This is a genomic window from Actinomadura rupiterrae (assembly GCF_024172125.1).
Lineage (GTDB): Bacteria > Actinomycetota > Actinomycetes > Streptosporangiales > Streptosporangiaceae > Spirillospora > Spirillospora rupiterrae.
On record NZ_JAMZEA010000003.1, the window covers coordinates 271,647 to 287,820 of the forward strand.

The following is a 16,174-nucleotide window of genomic DNA, read 5'->3' on the forward strand; positions in this document are numbered from 1 at the left end:
GATTCCGGACCCGGAGGCCCGCCCATGCCCGCGCTCGACGACTTCGCCACCTGGGAACCCCTGCTGAGGCTCATGTGGGAGGCGCTGGACACCCCGAACGGTGATGGCAAGGCATCCGGCTCGATCTCGAAGGGCGGCTGGAGCGTCCCGGTGAAGCGGCCTCCGATGGTCCCCGGCCGGGCCATGCAGGTCGAGGACATGCGCGCGGAGCACGACGCCGTCGAGCGCGTGATGGGGGCGCTCGGCGAGCCGGGCGTGATCTCGTTCGTCGCCGAGTTCGAGGCGTCCGGACGGACCGTCCTGCGCCTGATCAACCCGACGGAGGCCGCGCAGCCGGGCCTCTCGAACGCCGCGCCGGACGAGTTGGTCCTGGTAGCAGGGTCGCGTCCGGAGCCCTGGCGCCGCCTGCCCGAGCCGAACCCGGACGCCGTGCCCGCCCCCACGGCCGACGCCGCACTTGTTGAGCGGACGCTCCGCGAGCGGCTCCCCGACGCGATCGCCGCCACGGACGAGGAGATCGCCGCCGCCGAGGCCCGTCTCGGCATGCCGCTGCCCGACGAGCTCAAGGCGGTGTACCGCGTCACGCGCGCCCGGTGGAGCGACTTCAACGGCGACTACGAGGCGATGACGCGCCACGCCGACGCCGTCCGCGCGGAGCTCTACTCCCTGGACTCGCTGCGCATCGCGGACGCGGCGTCCCGGGACGCGCCGTGGCAGTTCGCCGCGACGGAGGCGGCGGTCACGCGTCCGGACTCCGCCGTCCAGGGGCTGCCCGGTTCGCCGGGATGGCTCGCGTTCGGGGAGAACGGCGGCGGCGACGTCTACGCGATCGACCTCACACCCGGGCCGGCCGGGCGCCTGGGCCAGATCATCTTCCTCAGCCACGAGGAGAACATCGGCGCGGCCCTGGTCGCCGACTCGCTCACGGACATGATCGTCCACGACGCGGAGCCCGTCTGGGCGCAGCCCGCGGACGGCACGCCCGAGATCGCCTACGTCAACGTCCGGAGCATCCCGGACGTCGCGTCCGCGGCGCATCCCGACCTGGAGGTGCTGAGCCTCGGCGTCTGGGAGGCCGAGCCGACGAGCCTCGCCCCGGTCTTCGGCTGTCCGAAACTCCGGACGCTGTCCGCCTACCCCGGCACGCTCGCCGACCCATTGGAGATCAACCGGCTCGCGAACCTGGAGTACCTCTCGCTGCCGGTCGCGTACTGGCGCGTCCTGCTGGACGCGGACGCCGTGCCGCGGAGCCTGCTCGCCGCGGGCTTCGAGGGCTACGCGGACGACCCGCTGGACCGGGTGGCCGTCGCCAACGAGCTGCTCGCGCTGTTCGCGGCGGGCCCGCAGATCACTGAGACCGTCGTCGAGGGCGTCCTCTAGCGCCGAGCCGCGCCCGGGCGCGCTCGCGCAGGGTGCGCTTCGGCGCGTGCGCGGACACCGAGCCGAAGATCAACGTGCCCGCGATCTCCACGGTCGGGCCGTCCGCCTCGGGACGGGTGCGCAGGTCGCGGGTGGTCAGCGCGCTGCGGCCGGTGACCGTGACGTGCACCCCGTCCGGGACGAGCAGCCGGACGCGCCCGGCGACCAGCAGCGAGTCCAGGACGATGTGCCGGCGCTGCAGGACGGCCTCGCGCAGGTCCAGCTCGACCGTGCCGAACAGCGCGACCAGCGGCAGCTTCACCGGGACGACCCAGCGGCCCTCCCGGCGGGTCCGGCCGAACAGCACCGACACCGGGCGGTCGTCCACCAGGATCGGCTGCGACTCCTCGGGGCTCAGGTCGGCGGTGAGGCCGGTCAGCTCGCCCAGCGTCCGGGCGGTGTAGGCGTGCGAGGTGCGCTCGGCGTGCTCCGCCATGGTGATCCGGCCGTCGGCGAGCGCCTCGCCGAGCACCGCGACCACGCGCTCCCGGTCGGCGTCGGACGCGCGCAGGTCACGCACGCGCGGCGGGCGGCTCCTGTCCACGCCGCCAGCGTAGCCGCCCACCCCCGCCACGCCGAAGCCCTGCAGCCTCCCGCCCCGAACCCCCGCCTCCCGCCCCGAACCCCCGCCTTCGGGCCGAAGCCCCGCCTTCGGGCTGAAGCCCCGGGCGGTCCGTCCGGAGCCGTGGCCGCCGGGCCGGAGTTCTGCCGTGGCCGCCGAGCTGGAGTTCCGGCCGTGGTCGCCGGGCCGGAGTTCCGGCCGGTCGTGGCCGAAGAGCAACCTTTTCGCTATGTTCGCGGGCGTTGACCGCCGAGCATCCAGGTCTCTACCCTCATTTGAAACTCTTTCATGTTTTTCGGCCGCCCGGATTCGCGGTTGGGAAGGGGCGGATATGACTACGGAAGCCGCCGCGGCAGGGGCCGTGACCGGCCGGGACCGCCAGGCCCGCATCGCCGCGTACGCCGCGTTCGCCGTCCAGGGGCTGTGCTTCGCGACCCTCGTCGGGCGCGTCAACCAGCTGCGCGACGCGCACCACATGACCGACGACCAGATCAACATCCTGGTGCTGTGCGTGCCGATCATCGCCGGTGTCGGCAGCGCGGTCGCCGCGCCGCTGATGGGCCGGCTCGGCAGCGGCCCGGTGCTGCGGATCGCGCAGCCGCTGGTCTGCCTGTCCGTCCTCGCCGTGGGCCTCACCGGCCACTCGCGGCTGCCGCTGTACGTCCTGATCGCGCTGTTCGGCCTGTTCGTCGGCGCGGTGGACGCGTCGATGAACGCGCAGGCCGTCCGGGCGGAGCGGGCCTACGGGGTCAGCATCCTCACCGGCTTCCACGCGCTGTGGAGCGCGGCCGCCGGGCTCGGCGCGGTCTGGGCGTGGGCGGCCAACGAGTACGTCTTCCACGGCTCCCTGACCAAGTCGCTCGCCGTCGGGTTCGCGATCCCGGCCGTGCTCGGCATCGCGGTGTCCGCCGCGACCGGGACGCGCCTCTACCGCCGTGCCGAGGAGGCCGCGGACGTCGCCGCGGAGGCGGTGAAGTCGGCCGCCAAGCTCGTCCCGTGGCGCCCGGTGCTGATCATCGGCATCGCGATGGCCTGCTTCTACATCGCCGACTCGATGCTGTCGAACTTCGGCACCCTGTTCTTCGACAAGGACCTGCACAGCAAGTCCGTCGCGCCGCTCGGCCTCGCCGCCTACCAGGTGATGATGGTCGTCAGCCGCGCCGTCGCCGACTTCGGCGTCCGCCGCTTCGGCGCGACCCTGGTCGTCCGGGCCGGGACGGTCGTGGGCGCGCTCGGGCTCGTCCTGGTCGTCGCCGCGCAGAACGCCCCGATGGCCATCGCCGGGTTCGCCGTCACCGGCCTCGGCATGTGCGTGGTCGCCCCGATCTCGTTCTCGGCGGCGGGCAAGGTGGACGGCAGCGGCCTCGGCATCGCGGTCGCGCGGGTGAACATCTTCAACTACGTCGGGTTCGTGGTCGGCGCGGTGATCGTCCTGATCGTCCAGCCGATGTCCAGCTACCAGACCAGCTACATCGTCCCGGCCGTGCTGGCCGTGGTGATCATCGCCCTGGCCCGCGGGTTCGAGCCCGCCGAGGCCGCGGGCGCCCCCGCTCCCGTGGCGGCCGAACGCCCGGTCGCCTGAGTCCCGCCCCCCGTCCCTGCCCCGCGTCCGTCGCGCGCGACCGCACCCCGCTCCGCGCGCGCCGGACGCGGCCACGACGAAGGCCCCCGCACCGGGTGCGGGGGCCTTTCGCGGTCTTCTGCGGGGTTCGTGTGGGGTCAGGAGTTCTCGCTGACGGCCATGACGGCCTTCTCGCCCTCGACGCGGGCTTCGTCGGGTGACAGGTCCTCGGAGGCGCGGTCCAAGGCCGTGATGGTGGCTTCGATCGCGGCGCGGGCGGTGACCGCGTTCTCCTGTGCGCGGTCGAGGTCGCCCAAGCCGATCAGGTCGAACGACACCTGCGCGTCGTGGACGGCCATCTTCAGCTGCCGTGCGGCCTCGTCCAGACTCATCCGTACCTCCTTAGGCGGGAACCCCGTATCTACCCCTGAGCATCGCCTGTAACCGCTCTGCCAGCCCGTTCACGCAAGGGCTGAAGGTCGTTTTCGTCACTCTCGTGCGCGCGCGACGGCGTCGCCCAGAATGCGGGCCGCCTCGTCCAACCTGGCCTCGTTCAGGGCCGCATACCCGAGGACGAGCGCGGGATGCTTCTGACCTTCGCTCCACATCTCCGTCGCGCCGGAGACCCGAACTCCGGACGCAGCGGCCACGTCGATCACGGCCTTTTCGGACGCGCCGGAAGGCAGTTCCAGATACAGGTGGACGCCCGCCGAGATACCCCGGACCACGGCGTCCGGGACGTGCTCGCGAAGCGCCGCGACCAGGGCGTCCCGCCGGGACCGGTAGCGCCGCCGCATCGCCCGCAGGTGCCGGTCGTACGCGCCGTCCGCGAGGAAGCGCGCGAAGGCGTGCTGGTCCAGGACGGGCCCGCCGAGGTCGCTCAGCTCGCGGTGCTCGCGCAGCTCGGCGGCCACCCACGGGGGCGCGACGGCCCACCCGAGCCGCATCCCGGGCGCCAGCGCCTTGCTGACCGATCCGAGCAGGACGGTTCGCTCGGGCGCGACGCCCTGCAGGCAGCCGACCGGATCGCCGTCGTAGCGGAACTCGGCGTCGTAGTCGTCCTCGATGATCACCGCGTCGGCGGCGCGGGCCCAGTCCACCAGCGCGGCGCGCCGCCCGGGGGCCAGCACGACGCCGGTCGGGTACTGGTGCGCCGGCGTGACCAGCACGGCGGACGCGCCGGACCGCGCGAGCGCCGCGACGTCCAGCCCGTCCCCGTCCACCGGTATCCGGACGATCCGGGCGCCGGTCGCTTCGAGCATGGGCAGCTGCCGGTCGCTGGTCGGATCCTCCACGGCGAGCGTCCCGCGCCCCGCCGCGACCAGCGCCCGGACCGCCGACGACAGCCCGAGCGCCACCCCGTTCATGATCACGACCTGGCCCGCGTCCGCAAGCGCCGCCCGGACCCGCCCGAGGTACCCGGCCAGCTCCGCCCGCAACTCCAGGACCCCACCGGGATCCGGATACGTCAACGCACGATGCGGCACGTCCTGCAAGGCCGCCCGATAAGCCGCCAACCACCGAGACCGCGGAAACGCCGCCAAATCCGGCCGCCCCGGCGTCAAATCAAACCGCACCCCAGGAACAACCGCCTCAGCCCACCCATCCAACTCCCCCGAACGCCCATCCGCCGCGCGAACAAGCCACCCTCCCGAGGCATCCTGCGCTCTCATCGCCGTCCGCGCGCCCGAAGCACCCCCCGAACCAGGGACCGCACACGCGTCCGAGGCGCCCCGCGATGCGGCAACGGGCCGCGTCCCCGAGCCGTCCCACGCTTTCGTCCTGGTCCGCGCATCCGAAGCACTTCCCGGATCAGGGTCTGGCAGCGCGTCTGAGGCGCCCGGCGATCCGGGAACGGGGCGCGTCCCCGAGGCGTCCTGCGGTCCCGTCGCCATCCGCGTGTCCGAAGCGCCCCCCGAATCAGGGAGCGCACGCGCGTCTGAGGCGCCCCGCGATGCGGGGACGGGCCGCGTCCCCGAGGCGTCCTGCGGTCCCGTCGCCGTCCGCGTGTCCGAAGCACCTCCCGGATCAGGGACCGGCCGCGCCTCTGAGGTCCTCCGCGATGCGGGGGCGGGCCGCGTCCCCGTGACGTCCTGCGCCGGACGCGGGCTCGGCTCGGGCCGCGGGACGGGGACGGGGCGGGCGTTGGGGGCCACTCGGGTGCCGTCGCCTCGGCGGGCGACGAGGAAGCCTTCGGCGATCAGCTGCTCGTACGCGGTGACGACCACGCCTCGGGAGATGCCCAGGTCACGGGCCAGATCGCGGCTGGACGGCAGGCGCGTGCCCGCCACGAGCCGTCCCGCCCGGATCGCGTCGCGGCAACCGGCCGCAAGCTGCGCGGCAAGGTGCCCGGCCGAACGATCGAGCGCAACATGCAGGTCGGTCACGAGGTGGTCCTTGTCACGTTCGGGGGTTGGTCCTCGTAAAGGGGCAGGGATTGGCCCTGTTTCCAGGACCAAGGGGTTTCTAGCGTTGCATGCCATGACGTTCTCGGCCAACACCCGCGGGGCGGCTCAGGCCGCGCTCGCGATGTCCCTTGTCGGGTCGCTGACCGCCGTGTCCGCGACGATCGCCGACTTCCCGGTGCTCGGCGGGCAGGCCGTCCGGTATGCGGGCGCGGCGGCGATCCTGTTCGGTATCGCGCGGCTGGACGACCGGCGTTCGGGGCGCGCGCCGGTCAGGCCGTCCCGGCGCGATCTCGCCCTGCTGGCGGCGCTCGCGGCGACCGGGCTGGCCGCGTTCAACGTGTTCATCATCCTGGCGACGCACGACACGAGCCCGGCGACGATCGGGACGGTCGTGGCGACGGTCCCGATCGTGCTGGCGCTGGTCGGGCCGCTGCTGTCCGGACGGCGGCCGACCGCGGCGACCGTCCTCGCGGCGTGCGTCGTGGCGTCCGGGGCGGGGCTGGCGAACGGGCTGGGCGGCGGGACGGTCCGGGGCCTGCTGCTCTCGCTCGGCGCGCTGGGCGGCGAGGTGTGCTTCTCGCTGCTCGCCGTCCCCCTGCTGCCGCGGCTGGGCCCGATCCGGGTGTCGGCGTGGTCGGCGGCGCTCGCGGTCCCCATGCTGCTCGGCTCCGGTCTGATCATGGACGGGCGGCACGTCCTGCGGATGCCGACGGGCGCCGAGCTCGCGGGCCTGATCTACCTCACCGTCGTCGTGACCTGCGTCGCGTTCCTGCTCTGGTACGACGCGCTGGGCGTGATGGGCGCCGACCGGGCGGGGCTGTTCGCCGGGATGATCCCGGTCGCCGCCGTCCTGACGACGGTGGTGCTGGGCGTGGCGGCGCCGCGTCCGGCGGAGGTCGCCGGGGCGGCCCTGGTGGCGGTCGGCGTGGCCCTCGGACTGCGGCCGGTACGGGGGCCGGAGGCTCGGTTGAACACGGCGTAACCTGTAGGGCGGCCCCCAACCGGACACCTCACGAGGATCTTCGATGCCTGAGTTCTCCTACACCGACCTGCTGCCGACCGGTCCGGACGAGACCGAGTACCGGCTGCTGACCACGGACGGCGTCTCGACGTTCGAGGCCGGCGGCCGGACGTTCCTCCAGGTCGAGCCGGAGGCTCTGCGGCTGCTCACCGAGACCGCCATGCGCGACATCGCGCACCTGCTGCGGCCCGCGCACCTCACCCAGCTCCGCAAGATCCTGGACGACCCGGAGGCCTCCCCCAACGACCGCTTCGTGGCACTGGACCTGCTGAAGAACGCGGGCATCGCGTCCGGCGGCGTCCTGCCGATGTGCCAGGACACCGGCACCGCGATCGTGATGGGCAAGCGCGGCCAGCACGTCCTGACGTCCGGGCGGGACGAGGAGGCCATCTCGCGCGGCGTGTACGACGCCTACACCAAGCTGAACCTGCGCTACTCGCAGATGGCGCCGGTCACCATGTGGGACGAGAAGAACACCGGCAACAACCTGCCCGCGCAGGTCGAGCTGTACGCGACCGACGGGGACGCCTACAAGTTCCTGTTCATGGCCAAGGGCGGCGGCAGCGCGAACAAGTCGTTCCTGTTCCAGGAGACCAAGGCCGTCCTGAACCCGAAGCGGATGATGTCCTTCCTGGAGGAGAAGATCCGCTCGCTGGGCACCGCCGCGTGCCCGCCGTACCACCTGGCGATCGTCGTGGGCGGGACGTCCGCCGAGTACGCGCTGAAGACCGCCAAGTACGCGTCCGCGCACTACCTGGACGCGCTGCCCACCGAGGGGTCCCCGCTGGGCAACGGCTTCCGGGACGTGGAGCTGGAGGCGCAGGTGTTCGAGCTCACGCAGAAGCTCGGCATCGGCGCGCAGTTCGGCGGCAAGTACTTCTGCCACGACGTCCGCGTGGTCCGGCTGCCGCGGCACGGCGCGTCCTGCCCGGTCGCGATCGCCGTCTCGTGCAGCGCCGACCGGCAGGCCCTCGGCAAGATCACCGCCGAGGGCGTCTTCCTGGAGCGGCTGGAGACCGACCCCGCCCGCTACCTCCCGGACACCACCGACGAGCACCTTTCGGACGACGTCGTCCGGATCGACCTGAACCGTCCGATGGACGAGATCCGCGCCGAGCTGACCCGCTACCCGGTCAAGACCCGCCTCTCGCTCACGGGCCCGCTGGTCGTCGCGCGAGACATCGCGCACGCCAAGATCAAGGAGCGGCTGGACGCGGGCGAGCCCATGCCGCAGTACCTGCGCGACCACGCCGTCTACTACGCCGGCCCCGCCAAGACCCCCGAGGGCTACGCGTCCGGCTCGTTCGGCCCCACCACGGCCGGACGCATGGACTCCTACGTCGAGCAGTTCCAGGCCGCGGGCGGCTCCCTGGTCATGCTCGCCAAGGGCAACCGCTCCCAGCAGGTCACCGACGCCTGCAAGGCGCACGGCGGCTTCTACCTCGGCTCCATCGGCGGCCCCGCCGCCCGCCTCGCCCAGGACTGCATCAAGAAGGTCGAGGTCCTGGAGTACCCCGAGCTCGGCATGGAGGCCGTCTGGAAGATCGAGGTCGAGGACTTCCCCGCCTTCATCGTCGTCGACGACAAGGGCGAGGACTTCTTCGCCGACACCACCGGCCCCGTCCTCAGCATCGGCCGCCGTTAACCCGTCCGGACGGCCGTCGCCCCGCCCCGGCGGCCGTCCGACCAGCACAACCCGTCATCGAGGCCGTCCTGGCAAAGGCCATCACATCGAGGTGCCCTGCCTTCGCCGCAGAGTCCGTCCCTCAACCCGGCCCGTCCCTCAACGCGGCCGTCCCGTGGGCGCGGGCCTTTGGTCGGCGAGGTGCGTCCGGCGGCGCCCCGCGTCCGGCCGCGGTGGCCGCCGGCCTCTTCGCAGGCCAGGGCGGGATCCGAGGGGGACGTTCCGGATGTTCTCCGAGGGTTCGGCGAGGCTTCACCTGGCCCGTCGGAGCTGGGGTGATCGCGGGACGCGGGGGAACGGGACCGGGCGAAGGTGACGGACCGGATACATATCGGCGGAAATTCCAAGTTGGTGCCGAGGTGTAGCCGCTGGGAACCTGGTCACTCCGGTATCTTTTCGGCCATGTCTCAGTCAGAGCGCCTCGTGTTGGCGACGCGCTACCGGCTGGTCTCGGAAATCGGTCAAGGCGCCAACGGAACCGTCTGGAGAGGCCACGACGACCTCCTCGACCGCGCTGTCGCGATCAAGGAGCTGCGGCTGCCCGCGGACCTCTCCGAGGACGACCGGGTGGTGTTCTACCGCCGGACGCTGCGCGAGGCGCGCGCCCCGGCGCAGCTGCGCTCGACCTCGATCGTCGAGGTCTACGACGTGGTCATCGAGCAGGGCCGCCCGTGGATCGTGATGGAGCTGATCGAGTCCCCCAGCCTGGAGGACCTGATCGAGCGGGACGGGCCGCTCCCGCCCGACCGCGTGGCGCACATCGGGCGCCAGCTCCTGACCGCCCTGGAGGAGGCGCACCGCTCGGGCATCGTGCACCGCGACCTCAAGCCGTCCAACGTGCTGCTGGACGGCGACCGGGTGGTGCTCACCGACTTCGGCCTGGCGTTCTCGTCCGGGTCGGTGAAGCTCACCAAGACCGGCCACTTCATGGGGTCGCCCGCCTACGTCGCGCCGGAGGTCGCCGCCGGGGAGAAGGCCACGCCCCGCTCCGACCTGTGGTCCCTCGGCGCGACCCTGTACGCCGCGGTCGAGGGCAAGCCGCCCTTCGAGCGCGAGAACGTGATGGCGACGCTGAGCGCCCTCGCGAACGAGTCCCCGCCTCCCCCGCTGCGCGCCGGGCCCCTGGCCCCGGTGATCGACGGCCTGCTGGTGAAGAACCCGACCCGCAGGCTCACCCACGCCCGCGCCGCGGACCGCCTGGAGCGCGCCCTCAACGGGCCGCGCTCGGCGCGCCGCGCCGCCGTCCCCGCCGCCCCCCGCTACCGGCTCATGATCGTGATCGCCCTGATCGGCGCGACCGTCGCGTCCTGCGGCATCGGCGCGACCGCGCTCATCGTCGGGATGATGAAGGAGAAGCCCGGCCCGTCCCCCACCCAGCCTCCACCCAAGACCGGCGGCGCCGGCCAACCCGGATCCGGCACTCCGTCCGGCGCGGCGACCGCGACCTTCCTCGTGCGCGCGCGGGAGGAGGGCTGCAAGATCTTCGTATCCGTGCCCGGCTCCCGGCTGACCGTCCTCACGGACGAGACGCTCGCCAAGGGCGACGCCCGGCAGTACAACCAGCCGAAGCTGACCGCCGTCCTGACGAACTCGGCGGCCTGCGAGGTCTGGGTGAACGGCCAGCGCAAACCCGAAGGACGCGCCGGAGAACGCCGCACCTACACCGTGGACCGGGCGATCCCCGGCGACGGCACCGCCGACTCCGGCACCGGGGGCTGATCCCGGCCCGGCGCCCGCGGCTGTCTGATCGATCACGTCCGGGAATGGACGGGCCGCCGCGGAGGCTGCGCTCTGACGAGAGTTAACGTCGGAGGACAGCGTCGCAGCGGAGGTGGCTTTCCATGGACTACCGGATCGAGCACGATTCCATGGGCGAGGTTCGGGTCCCGGCCGAGGCGAAGTGGCGGGCGCAGACCCAGCGCGCGGTGGAAAATTTCCCGATCTCCGGCCGCGGCCTCTCACCTGCGCACATCGCCGCGCTCGGCCAGATCAAGGCGGCCGCCGCCCGGGTGAACGCCGAGCTGGGCGTCCTGGACGAGGACGTCGCCGAGGCGATCCGTGAGGCGGCGCTCGACGTCGCCGCCGGAAAATGGGACGACCAGTTCCCGATCGACGTCTTCCAGACGGGTTCCGGCACGTCGTCCAACATGAACGCCAACGAGGTCGTCGCAACGCTCGCCTCCGAGAAGCTGGGACGGGACGTCCACCCGAACGACCACGTGAACGCCTCCCAGTCCTCGAACGACGTGTTCCCTTCGTCCATCCACATCGCGGCGACGGGCGCGGTTTTGAACGACCTGATCCCCGCGCTGCGGCACCTCGAAGCATCCCTCACCCGCAAGCAAGCCGAGTTCGCCGACGTCGTGAAGTCGGGCCGCACGCACCTCATGGACGCGACGCCCGTCACCCTCGGCCAGGAGTTCGGCGGCTACGCGGCGCAGATCCGCTACGGCGTCGAGCGCCTGGAGGCCGCCCTGCCCCGGCTTGCCGAGCTGCCCCTGGGCGGGACGGCCGTGGGCACCGGCATCAACACCCCGCCCCGGTTCGCGTCCCGCGTGATCGAGGAAGTTTCCGCCGCGACCGGGTGGCCGTTCACCGAGGCCCGCGACCACTTCGAGGCCCAGGGCGCCCGGGACGGCCTGGTCGAGACGTCCGGCGAGCTGAAGACCATCGCGGTCTCCCTCACCAAGATCGCCAACGACCTGCGCTGGATGGGCTCCGGCCCGCGCGCCGGCCTCGCCGAGATCCGCCTCCCCGACCTCCAGCCCGGCTCGTCGATCATGCCCGGCAAGGTCAACCCCGTGATCCCCGAGGCCGTCGCCCAGGTCGCCGCCCAGGTCATCGGCAACGACGCCGCGATCACGTTCGGCGGCGCGTCCGGAAACTTCGAGCTGAACGTCATGCTCCCGATGCTGGCCCGCAACGTCCTGGAGTCGATCAGCCTCCTGGCCAACGTCTCCCGCCTCCTCGCCGACCGCACCATCGACGGCATCGAGGCCGACACCGACCGCGCCCGCGAGTACGCCGAGTCGTCCCCGTCCATCGTGACGCCCCTGAACCGCTACATCGGCTACGAGGAAGCCGCCAAGGTCGCCAAGCAGGCCCTGGCCGAACGCAAGACCATCCGCCAGGTCGTCCTCGAACGCGGCTACATCAAGTCCGGCAAACTCACCGAACCCCAACTCGACGCCGCCCTCGACGTCCTCTCCATGACCCACCCACCCCAGCCCTAACCAGAGAGGAGGGCGCCCACTCCCCCGGCGCCCTCCGAACTCCCCGCTCCGCTCTCCTCAAAAGGCCCTCGCTCCGCTCGGACAGCCCTCATTGGGGCTCCCGCCCCAAACCCCGAAGCCGGGGGCTCCGCCCCCAGACCCCCGGAACCACCCATCGCCCGAACCCGTGGCCAGTGGGCGCCGTCCTGCGTCCCACAGGCCACGGGAGCGTCAGCGGAGCCCACTCAGGAACCGCACCACCACCAACTCCAGCGCCGCGAACTCCCCACCGGGCTCGTACGGTTGCCACATCTCGCGGCTCTGTGACCCATCCGGCGTCACGCAGAACCACCAACCGTCCCAGCCTTGGCCCTTCGGGCTGATCTCGGCCAGCCGCACGCCATTCGTCGCCGCGCACACGACGTATCCGGAACGGTCAGTCCGCCGATAAATCTCCGCAGTCATCCCCAGGTCTCACTCCCGAGGAAGAACCAGCGCAACCAATTGCGCATGCGCCGCCGCCAAGACAAATGCAGGACCGAAACCCGCGCCGGACACTCAGCCAGGCAGCCCGTCACGACCGAGTCGTGAACGAGCACACCAGCGGACCGCGCCGACGGATCAGCGCGCCGCACCGGCAGATCCGCGGGCCGCGCCGAGGGCAGCGAAGCGCGAATGGACTCGGCGAGCTGACAGGCATCGCGGGCTTCGACGAGGCGCCCGCGCAGCAGGGCCCACCACGAGCCGGTGAACTCCCCGTGCCAGGTCATCACGTTGGGAAACTCCTCGTGCAGGACGGCCAGCACCTCGTCCGGATCGACGTCCGCCGCCGACCAGGGCAAGGCACTCATCGCCGGTCCCCGTCCCGCTGCGCGGCCAGCCGTCCCTTGATCTCGGTCACCGCGTTGAACATCTGGTCATGCGGCGCGAGCGGCGTTCCGTCCGCATCGAAGAACCACAGCTCGTCCCCATCGGTGGGACGCTCACGACACACCACCCGCACCGACGGAACTTCACCGGACCCCGACCACAATTCGTCCTGCGGGTCCGTGACCAGCGCACTCGTGTCGCTCAGCTCGGTGAACAGCTTGTGCGCGAGAAGGTGTTCCTTGAGCGCCGAAAGCCGCTCGGACGGTCGCGCAGGCCGGCTTTCAGGCACAGGCCCAGTCGAGCCCGCCCCTTCATTACGATCGTTCACGGGTCGGACCTCCAGAGTCCGATCAAGGCCCCGGACCTCCCCGGTGTTAGCGCACCGAGGCCGGGGCCGCCTTGTGTCTCCGGACGGACGCGAGCAACACACGACTTTTCGACCCGCCGACGGATCCCTCGAAAAATCAGTAGTGGTCGGTCGCACCCATCACCGACAGTGAACAGCTGCGCGTGCTGCGAAACCATGGGGAGAATGGGGGAGGTAAGGGGAGGCGGTAGCCCGTCCATCCCTCCCTCGGTTCGGTGAGAGGTGCATTGCGACATGCCCACCGACAAGATCAAGCGAGCCATCGGCGCGCGACTTCGCGCCGCTCGCGAGGCACCTCCGTATTGGTCGCGGGCCGAGATGGCGCGCCGACTCCGGGCGGCTGCCGACCCGGCCGACCGGCAAGGTCTTCCCCATGTCGCATCCCTCGCCGACATGGTCAAGCAATGGGAGCGCGGAGACCACACGCCGGGCGCCCGCTACCGGCCCCTTTATGCGGTCGCGACGGGACTGGCGGAGGACGCACTGTTCGGCGACACCCCAGGCAAGGCGATGGCACTGCCGGCCGAACTCGCACTGGACGACGAAACCGAGGCACTTGAACTCGCGCGGCGCATCGCCGCCAGCGACGTGGGAAACGAGACACTCACCGGCCTTGAGGCCGCAGTGGACGAACTGGCCATCGCCTATCCCCAGACTCCGCCCGCGTCGCTTCTGACAGGCACCCGCCGCCACCTGATCTACGTGACCAGCCTCATGGACGCTCGGATGACGCTTGCCGAACGGCAACGTCTGCTCGTGATCGGCGGATGGCTGTCCTTGCTCGCCGCGACCTGCGGGATCGACCTCAAACAGGACCCCGCGGCAGCGGCCCGGCTGAGAACCGCCGAACAACTCGCCCGCCATGCCGGACACGACGAGATCCTGGCATGGTGCCTCGAAACCAAGGCTTGGCAAGCACTCACAGCCGGAAACCTGGCCATGACGGTCGAGCTCTCACAAGCCGCGCAAGAGATCGGGCCAACCGGAAGTTCGGCCTACATCCAAGCCATCGCGCAGGAGGGCCGCGCATGGGCACGTCTCGGTGACGGCCGCCGAACCCGGGAATCGCTCAGCCGTGTCGAGCAACTCGTCGCACCGCTTCCGATGCCGGACCGTCCCGAACACCATTACCGATACGACCCGGCGAAGAGCGAGGCTTACATCGCGACCACGCTCTCATGGCTCGGCGACCCCGCCGCGGAGCGCTATGCGCGCCATGTTCTCGGACGCCTCGAAGGCGCTGACGGCTCACCTGCCCGCCCGCGCAGGGCCGCTTCAGCCCGCCTCGACCTTGCACTGGCCCTCCTCGCCGCTGATCAACCAGACGAGGCCGCACACACCGCGCTGGAGGCGGTCACAAGCGGACGCCTCGTCCCGTCCAACTACTGGCGAGCAGCCGAGGTCCTGAGCGGCGTCCAGAACTGCGACGCCCCCGAGGCCACCGAACTGAACGAGGCATACCAAGCCCTCTGCAACACCGGAGTCTCGACTCACCAGCCATGAGCGCGGTCACCACCAGACGGCGCAAGGACCACCCCTCACGACCTGGCCACTGCCGATGGCCGATTGGGCGCCCGGTTCGCCCCCGGCCGGTCCTGCCCAGCGCGGATCGCGCCGGTGGACGATAGCGTGTCGCCTGGCGTCGCGGTGTTCTGGCCTGGTCATGCGCGTAGCGGGGTGCGTGGGGAGTCGAGCCAGACGTGTTGGCCGTGGGGCGTGACGCTCAGGCCGAAGCGGTCTCTCGTGGGGCTGCCCAACGCCACCCAGTGCAGGAAGGCGTCGTGCACTTCGTCCCACAGAGCGCGGCGCCCGGACTGGCGGACGGCGGAATCCTTGTAGCCGGGGTCATAGTGGACGTGCGCGGAGGAATCGCTGCTCCAAAGCCACAGATCGAAGGACCCGTCGTCCTCGGTCTGGTGGTTACCGAACAGGTCGGGCACCAGCCCCGCGATCGCCACGTCGGCCCCGGTTGAAGCACGAACCACGCGGCGAGGGTCAAGCGCCGTGAACGACTTGCGCGACTCTCCGCCGGCAGGCGCGGCCGGTGGACGTTGGCTCCGGAGCATCACGAATCCGCAACCACCGTGGAATCGGCCAACGGCCGTCCCGCCTTCACCGACGGTGAGCCTGACGCAGTGCCCCGGCTCCCACCCCGGCATCCAGGGAAAAACGACCAAGCCACCCGGCCGCGTCTGCTCCACCCATGCATGAGGCACGTCGCGTACGCCAACTGTGACATGGACCCGGTCATAGGGCGCTCCCTCAGCCCACCCCTTTGCGCCGTCCGCATGGATCAGGTGCGGAGTACGCCCGGCTGCCAAGAGGTTGGCGCCGGCCACGACGTGCAGAGCCTCGTCGATCTCGATGCTGTACACGTTGTCGTCGCCAAGCCGAGACGCCAGCAGGCCTGCCGTCCAGCCGGTGCCGGTACCGATCTCCAGCACCTCGTCCCCGTCGTACGGATCGAGCAGCTCCAGAAACGAGAACACAATTCCCGGAGCCGACAAGGAAGAGGTGAATTCACCCGGCCCGGACGCCACACTCGCCGAGCCATCGGCGAACTGCGTGATGATAGCCGAGTCGGAGTAGGCAGAATGCACCCATTTGTCGCAGTCCGCCGCTCGATCAATGAGGTAACCGTCGCCCTCCTCCGGCAAACACCACGCCTGGTCAGGAACGAACAGGTGTCGAGGCACGGCCCGCGCCGCTCCCCGCCACTCCTCTCCGAGCCCCGCCATCCGGTCGATGAGCGACTCGAACCCCTCAGCCTGCGTCACTTGCCCTTCTCATGTTTTCCTCCCTTGTCGGGACGGTCCCCGTTCTTGCTCGGCATGATCGGCTGAACCGGCTTGTCCTGGGGCTTGTCACCCTCATGCTTCGCCATAAGGTAGCTCCATCCAGCGGCCCTCAAGCTCCTGCGGAACTCTTCCGAACTGGTGCAGCTGCCAGATTACGCAACGACCACCTGCGACACGATTACTTCGACGATCCGATTCAGTCACCAACAATAAGAGGAACCGGTCTCAACTGGCCACCTCCCTCGAATTTGGACGAACCCAAATTAGCCTCG

The 16,174-nt window shown here is 71.1% G+C and carries 14 protein-coding genes; 7 read left to right on the forward strand and 7 right to left on the reverse strand.

All coding sequences use genetic code 11. The annotated features are described in order from the left end of the window. The first annotated feature begins 24 nt into the window (after nucleotides 1-24). Nucleotides 25-1,380: an SMI1/KNR4 family protein gene (locus tag FHU30_RS10110; protein ID WP_253874381.1), complete on the forward strand. Its 1,356-nt coding sequence runs from the start codon at nucleotides 25-27 to the stop codon at nucleotides 1,378-1,380. Here the strand turns inward: FHU30_RS10110 and FHU30_RS10115 are convergent. Continuing rightward, nucleotides 1,349-1,963: a DUF1707 SHOCT-like domain-containing protein gene (locus tag FHU30_RS10115; RefSeq protein ID WP_253874383.1), complete on the reverse strand. Its 615-nt coding sequence runs from the start codon at nucleotides 1,961-1,963 to the stop codon at nucleotides 1,349-1,351. The genes FHU30_RS10110 and FHU30_RS10115 overlap by 32 nt on opposite strands. Nucleotides 1,964-2,312: 349 nt before the next feature. Here FHU30_RS10115 and FHU30_RS10120 point away from each other — a divergent pair, with 349 nt between their 5' ends. Then, entirely contained in the window at nucleotides 2,313-3,563 is a 1,251-nt protein-coding gene (locus FHU30_RS10120; RefSeq protein WP_253874385.1) for an MFS transporter, read from the forward strand. 137 nt (nucleotides 3,564-3,700) lie between these two features. Here the strand turns inward: FHU30_RS10120 and FHU30_RS10125 are convergent, their stop codons facing one another. Next, nucleotides 3,701-3,934, reverse strand: coding sequence for a hypothetical protein (locus FHU30_RS10125; RefSeq protein WP_253874387.1), 234 nt, complete (start codon nucleotides 3,932-3,934; stop codon nucleotides 3,701-3,703). Between the two features lie 96 nt (nucleotides 3,935-4,030). Continuing rightward, on the reverse strand, nucleotides 4,031-6,025 hold the full coding sequence (locus FHU30_RS47610) for an aminotransferase-like domain-containing protein (RefSeq protein ID WP_372503859.1): 1,995 nt from the start codon (nucleotides 6,023-6,025) through the stop codon (nucleotides 4,031-4,033). On the opposite strand from FHU30_RS47610, the gene FHU30_RS10140 reads away from it, so the two are divergent. The 4 genes from FHU30_RS10140 to FHU30_RS10155 all read left to right on the forward strand — a co-directional run bounded on the left by FHU30_RS10140 (nucleotide 6,024) and on the right by FHU30_RS10155 (nucleotide 11,888). Continuing rightward, entirely contained in the window at nucleotides 6,024-6,932 is a 909-nt protein-coding gene (locus FHU30_RS10140) for a DMT family transporter (protein ID WP_253874388.1), read from the forward strand. The two genes, FHU30_RS47610 and FHU30_RS10140, sit on opposite strands and share 2 nt — an antisense overlap. Before the next feature lie 43 nt (nucleotides 6,933-6,975). Next, nucleotides 6,976-8,616, forward strand: a complete 1,641-nt coding sequence (locus tag FHU30_RS10145) for a fumarate hydratase (RefSeq protein WP_253874390.1) — start codon at nucleotides 6,976-6,978, stop codon at nucleotides 8,614-8,616. A 441-nt stretch (nucleotides 8,617-9,057) separates the two neighbouring features. Further along, nucleotides 9,058-10,374, forward strand: a complete 1,317-nt coding sequence (locus FHU30_RS10150) for a serine/threonine-protein kinase (RefSeq protein WP_253874392.1) — start codon at nucleotides 9,058-9,060, stop codon at nucleotides 10,372-10,374. Between the two features lie 122 nt (nucleotides 10,375-10,496). Continuing rightward, a complete protein-coding gene (locus FHU30_RS10155; protein WP_253874393.1) occupies nucleotides 10,497-11,888 on the forward strand; it encodes a class II fumarate hydratase in 1,392 nt (463 codons plus the stop codon). 210 nt (nucleotides 11,889-12,098) lie between these two features. On the opposite strand, the gene FHU30_RS10160 is transcribed toward FHU30_RS10155, so the two are convergent. From FHU30_RS10160 to FHU30_RS10170, 3 genes are read right to left on the reverse strand one after another with little or no spacing between them, the layout of a single operon-like run. Then, the gene (locus FHU30_RS10160) at nucleotides 12,099-12,332 is read right to left on the reverse strand and encodes a hypothetical protein (RefSeq protein WP_253874395.1); all 234 of its coding nucleotides are present in this window, start codon (nucleotides 12,330-12,332) and stop codon (nucleotides 12,099-12,101) included. Next, nucleotides 12,329-12,718, reverse strand: a complete 390-nt coding sequence (locus FHU30_RS10165) for a hypothetical protein (protein WP_253874397.1) — start codon at nucleotides 12,716-12,718, stop codon at nucleotides 12,329-12,331. The genes FHU30_RS10160 and FHU30_RS10165 overlap by 4 nt, the downstream gene beginning before the upstream one ends. Next, entirely contained in the window at nucleotides 12,715-13,026 is a 312-nt protein-coding gene (locus tag FHU30_RS10170; RefSeq protein ID WP_253874398.1) for a hypothetical protein, read from the reverse strand. Before FHU30_RS10170 ends, FHU30_RS10165 begins: the two co-directional genes overlap by 4 nt. Nucleotides 13,027-13,338: 312 nt before the next feature. On the opposite strand from FHU30_RS10170, the gene FHU30_RS10175 reads away from it, so the two are divergent. Further along, nucleotides 13,339-14,607, forward strand: coding sequence for an NsdA family TPR-like regulatory protein (locus tag FHU30_RS10175; RefSeq protein ID WP_253874400.1), 1,269 nt, complete (start codon nucleotides 13,339-13,341; stop codon nucleotides 14,605-14,607). 158 nt (nucleotides 14,608-14,765) lie between these two features. Here FHU30_RS10175 and FHU30_RS10180 read toward each other — a convergent pair whose 3' ends face one another. Further along, nucleotides 14,766-15,881, reverse strand: a complete 1,116-nt coding sequence (locus FHU30_RS10180; RefSeq protein ID WP_253874401.1) for a methyltransferase domain-containing protein — start codon at nucleotides 15,879-15,881, stop codon at nucleotides 14,766-14,768. Between the last annotated feature and the right edge of the window lie 293 nt (nucleotides 15,882-16,174).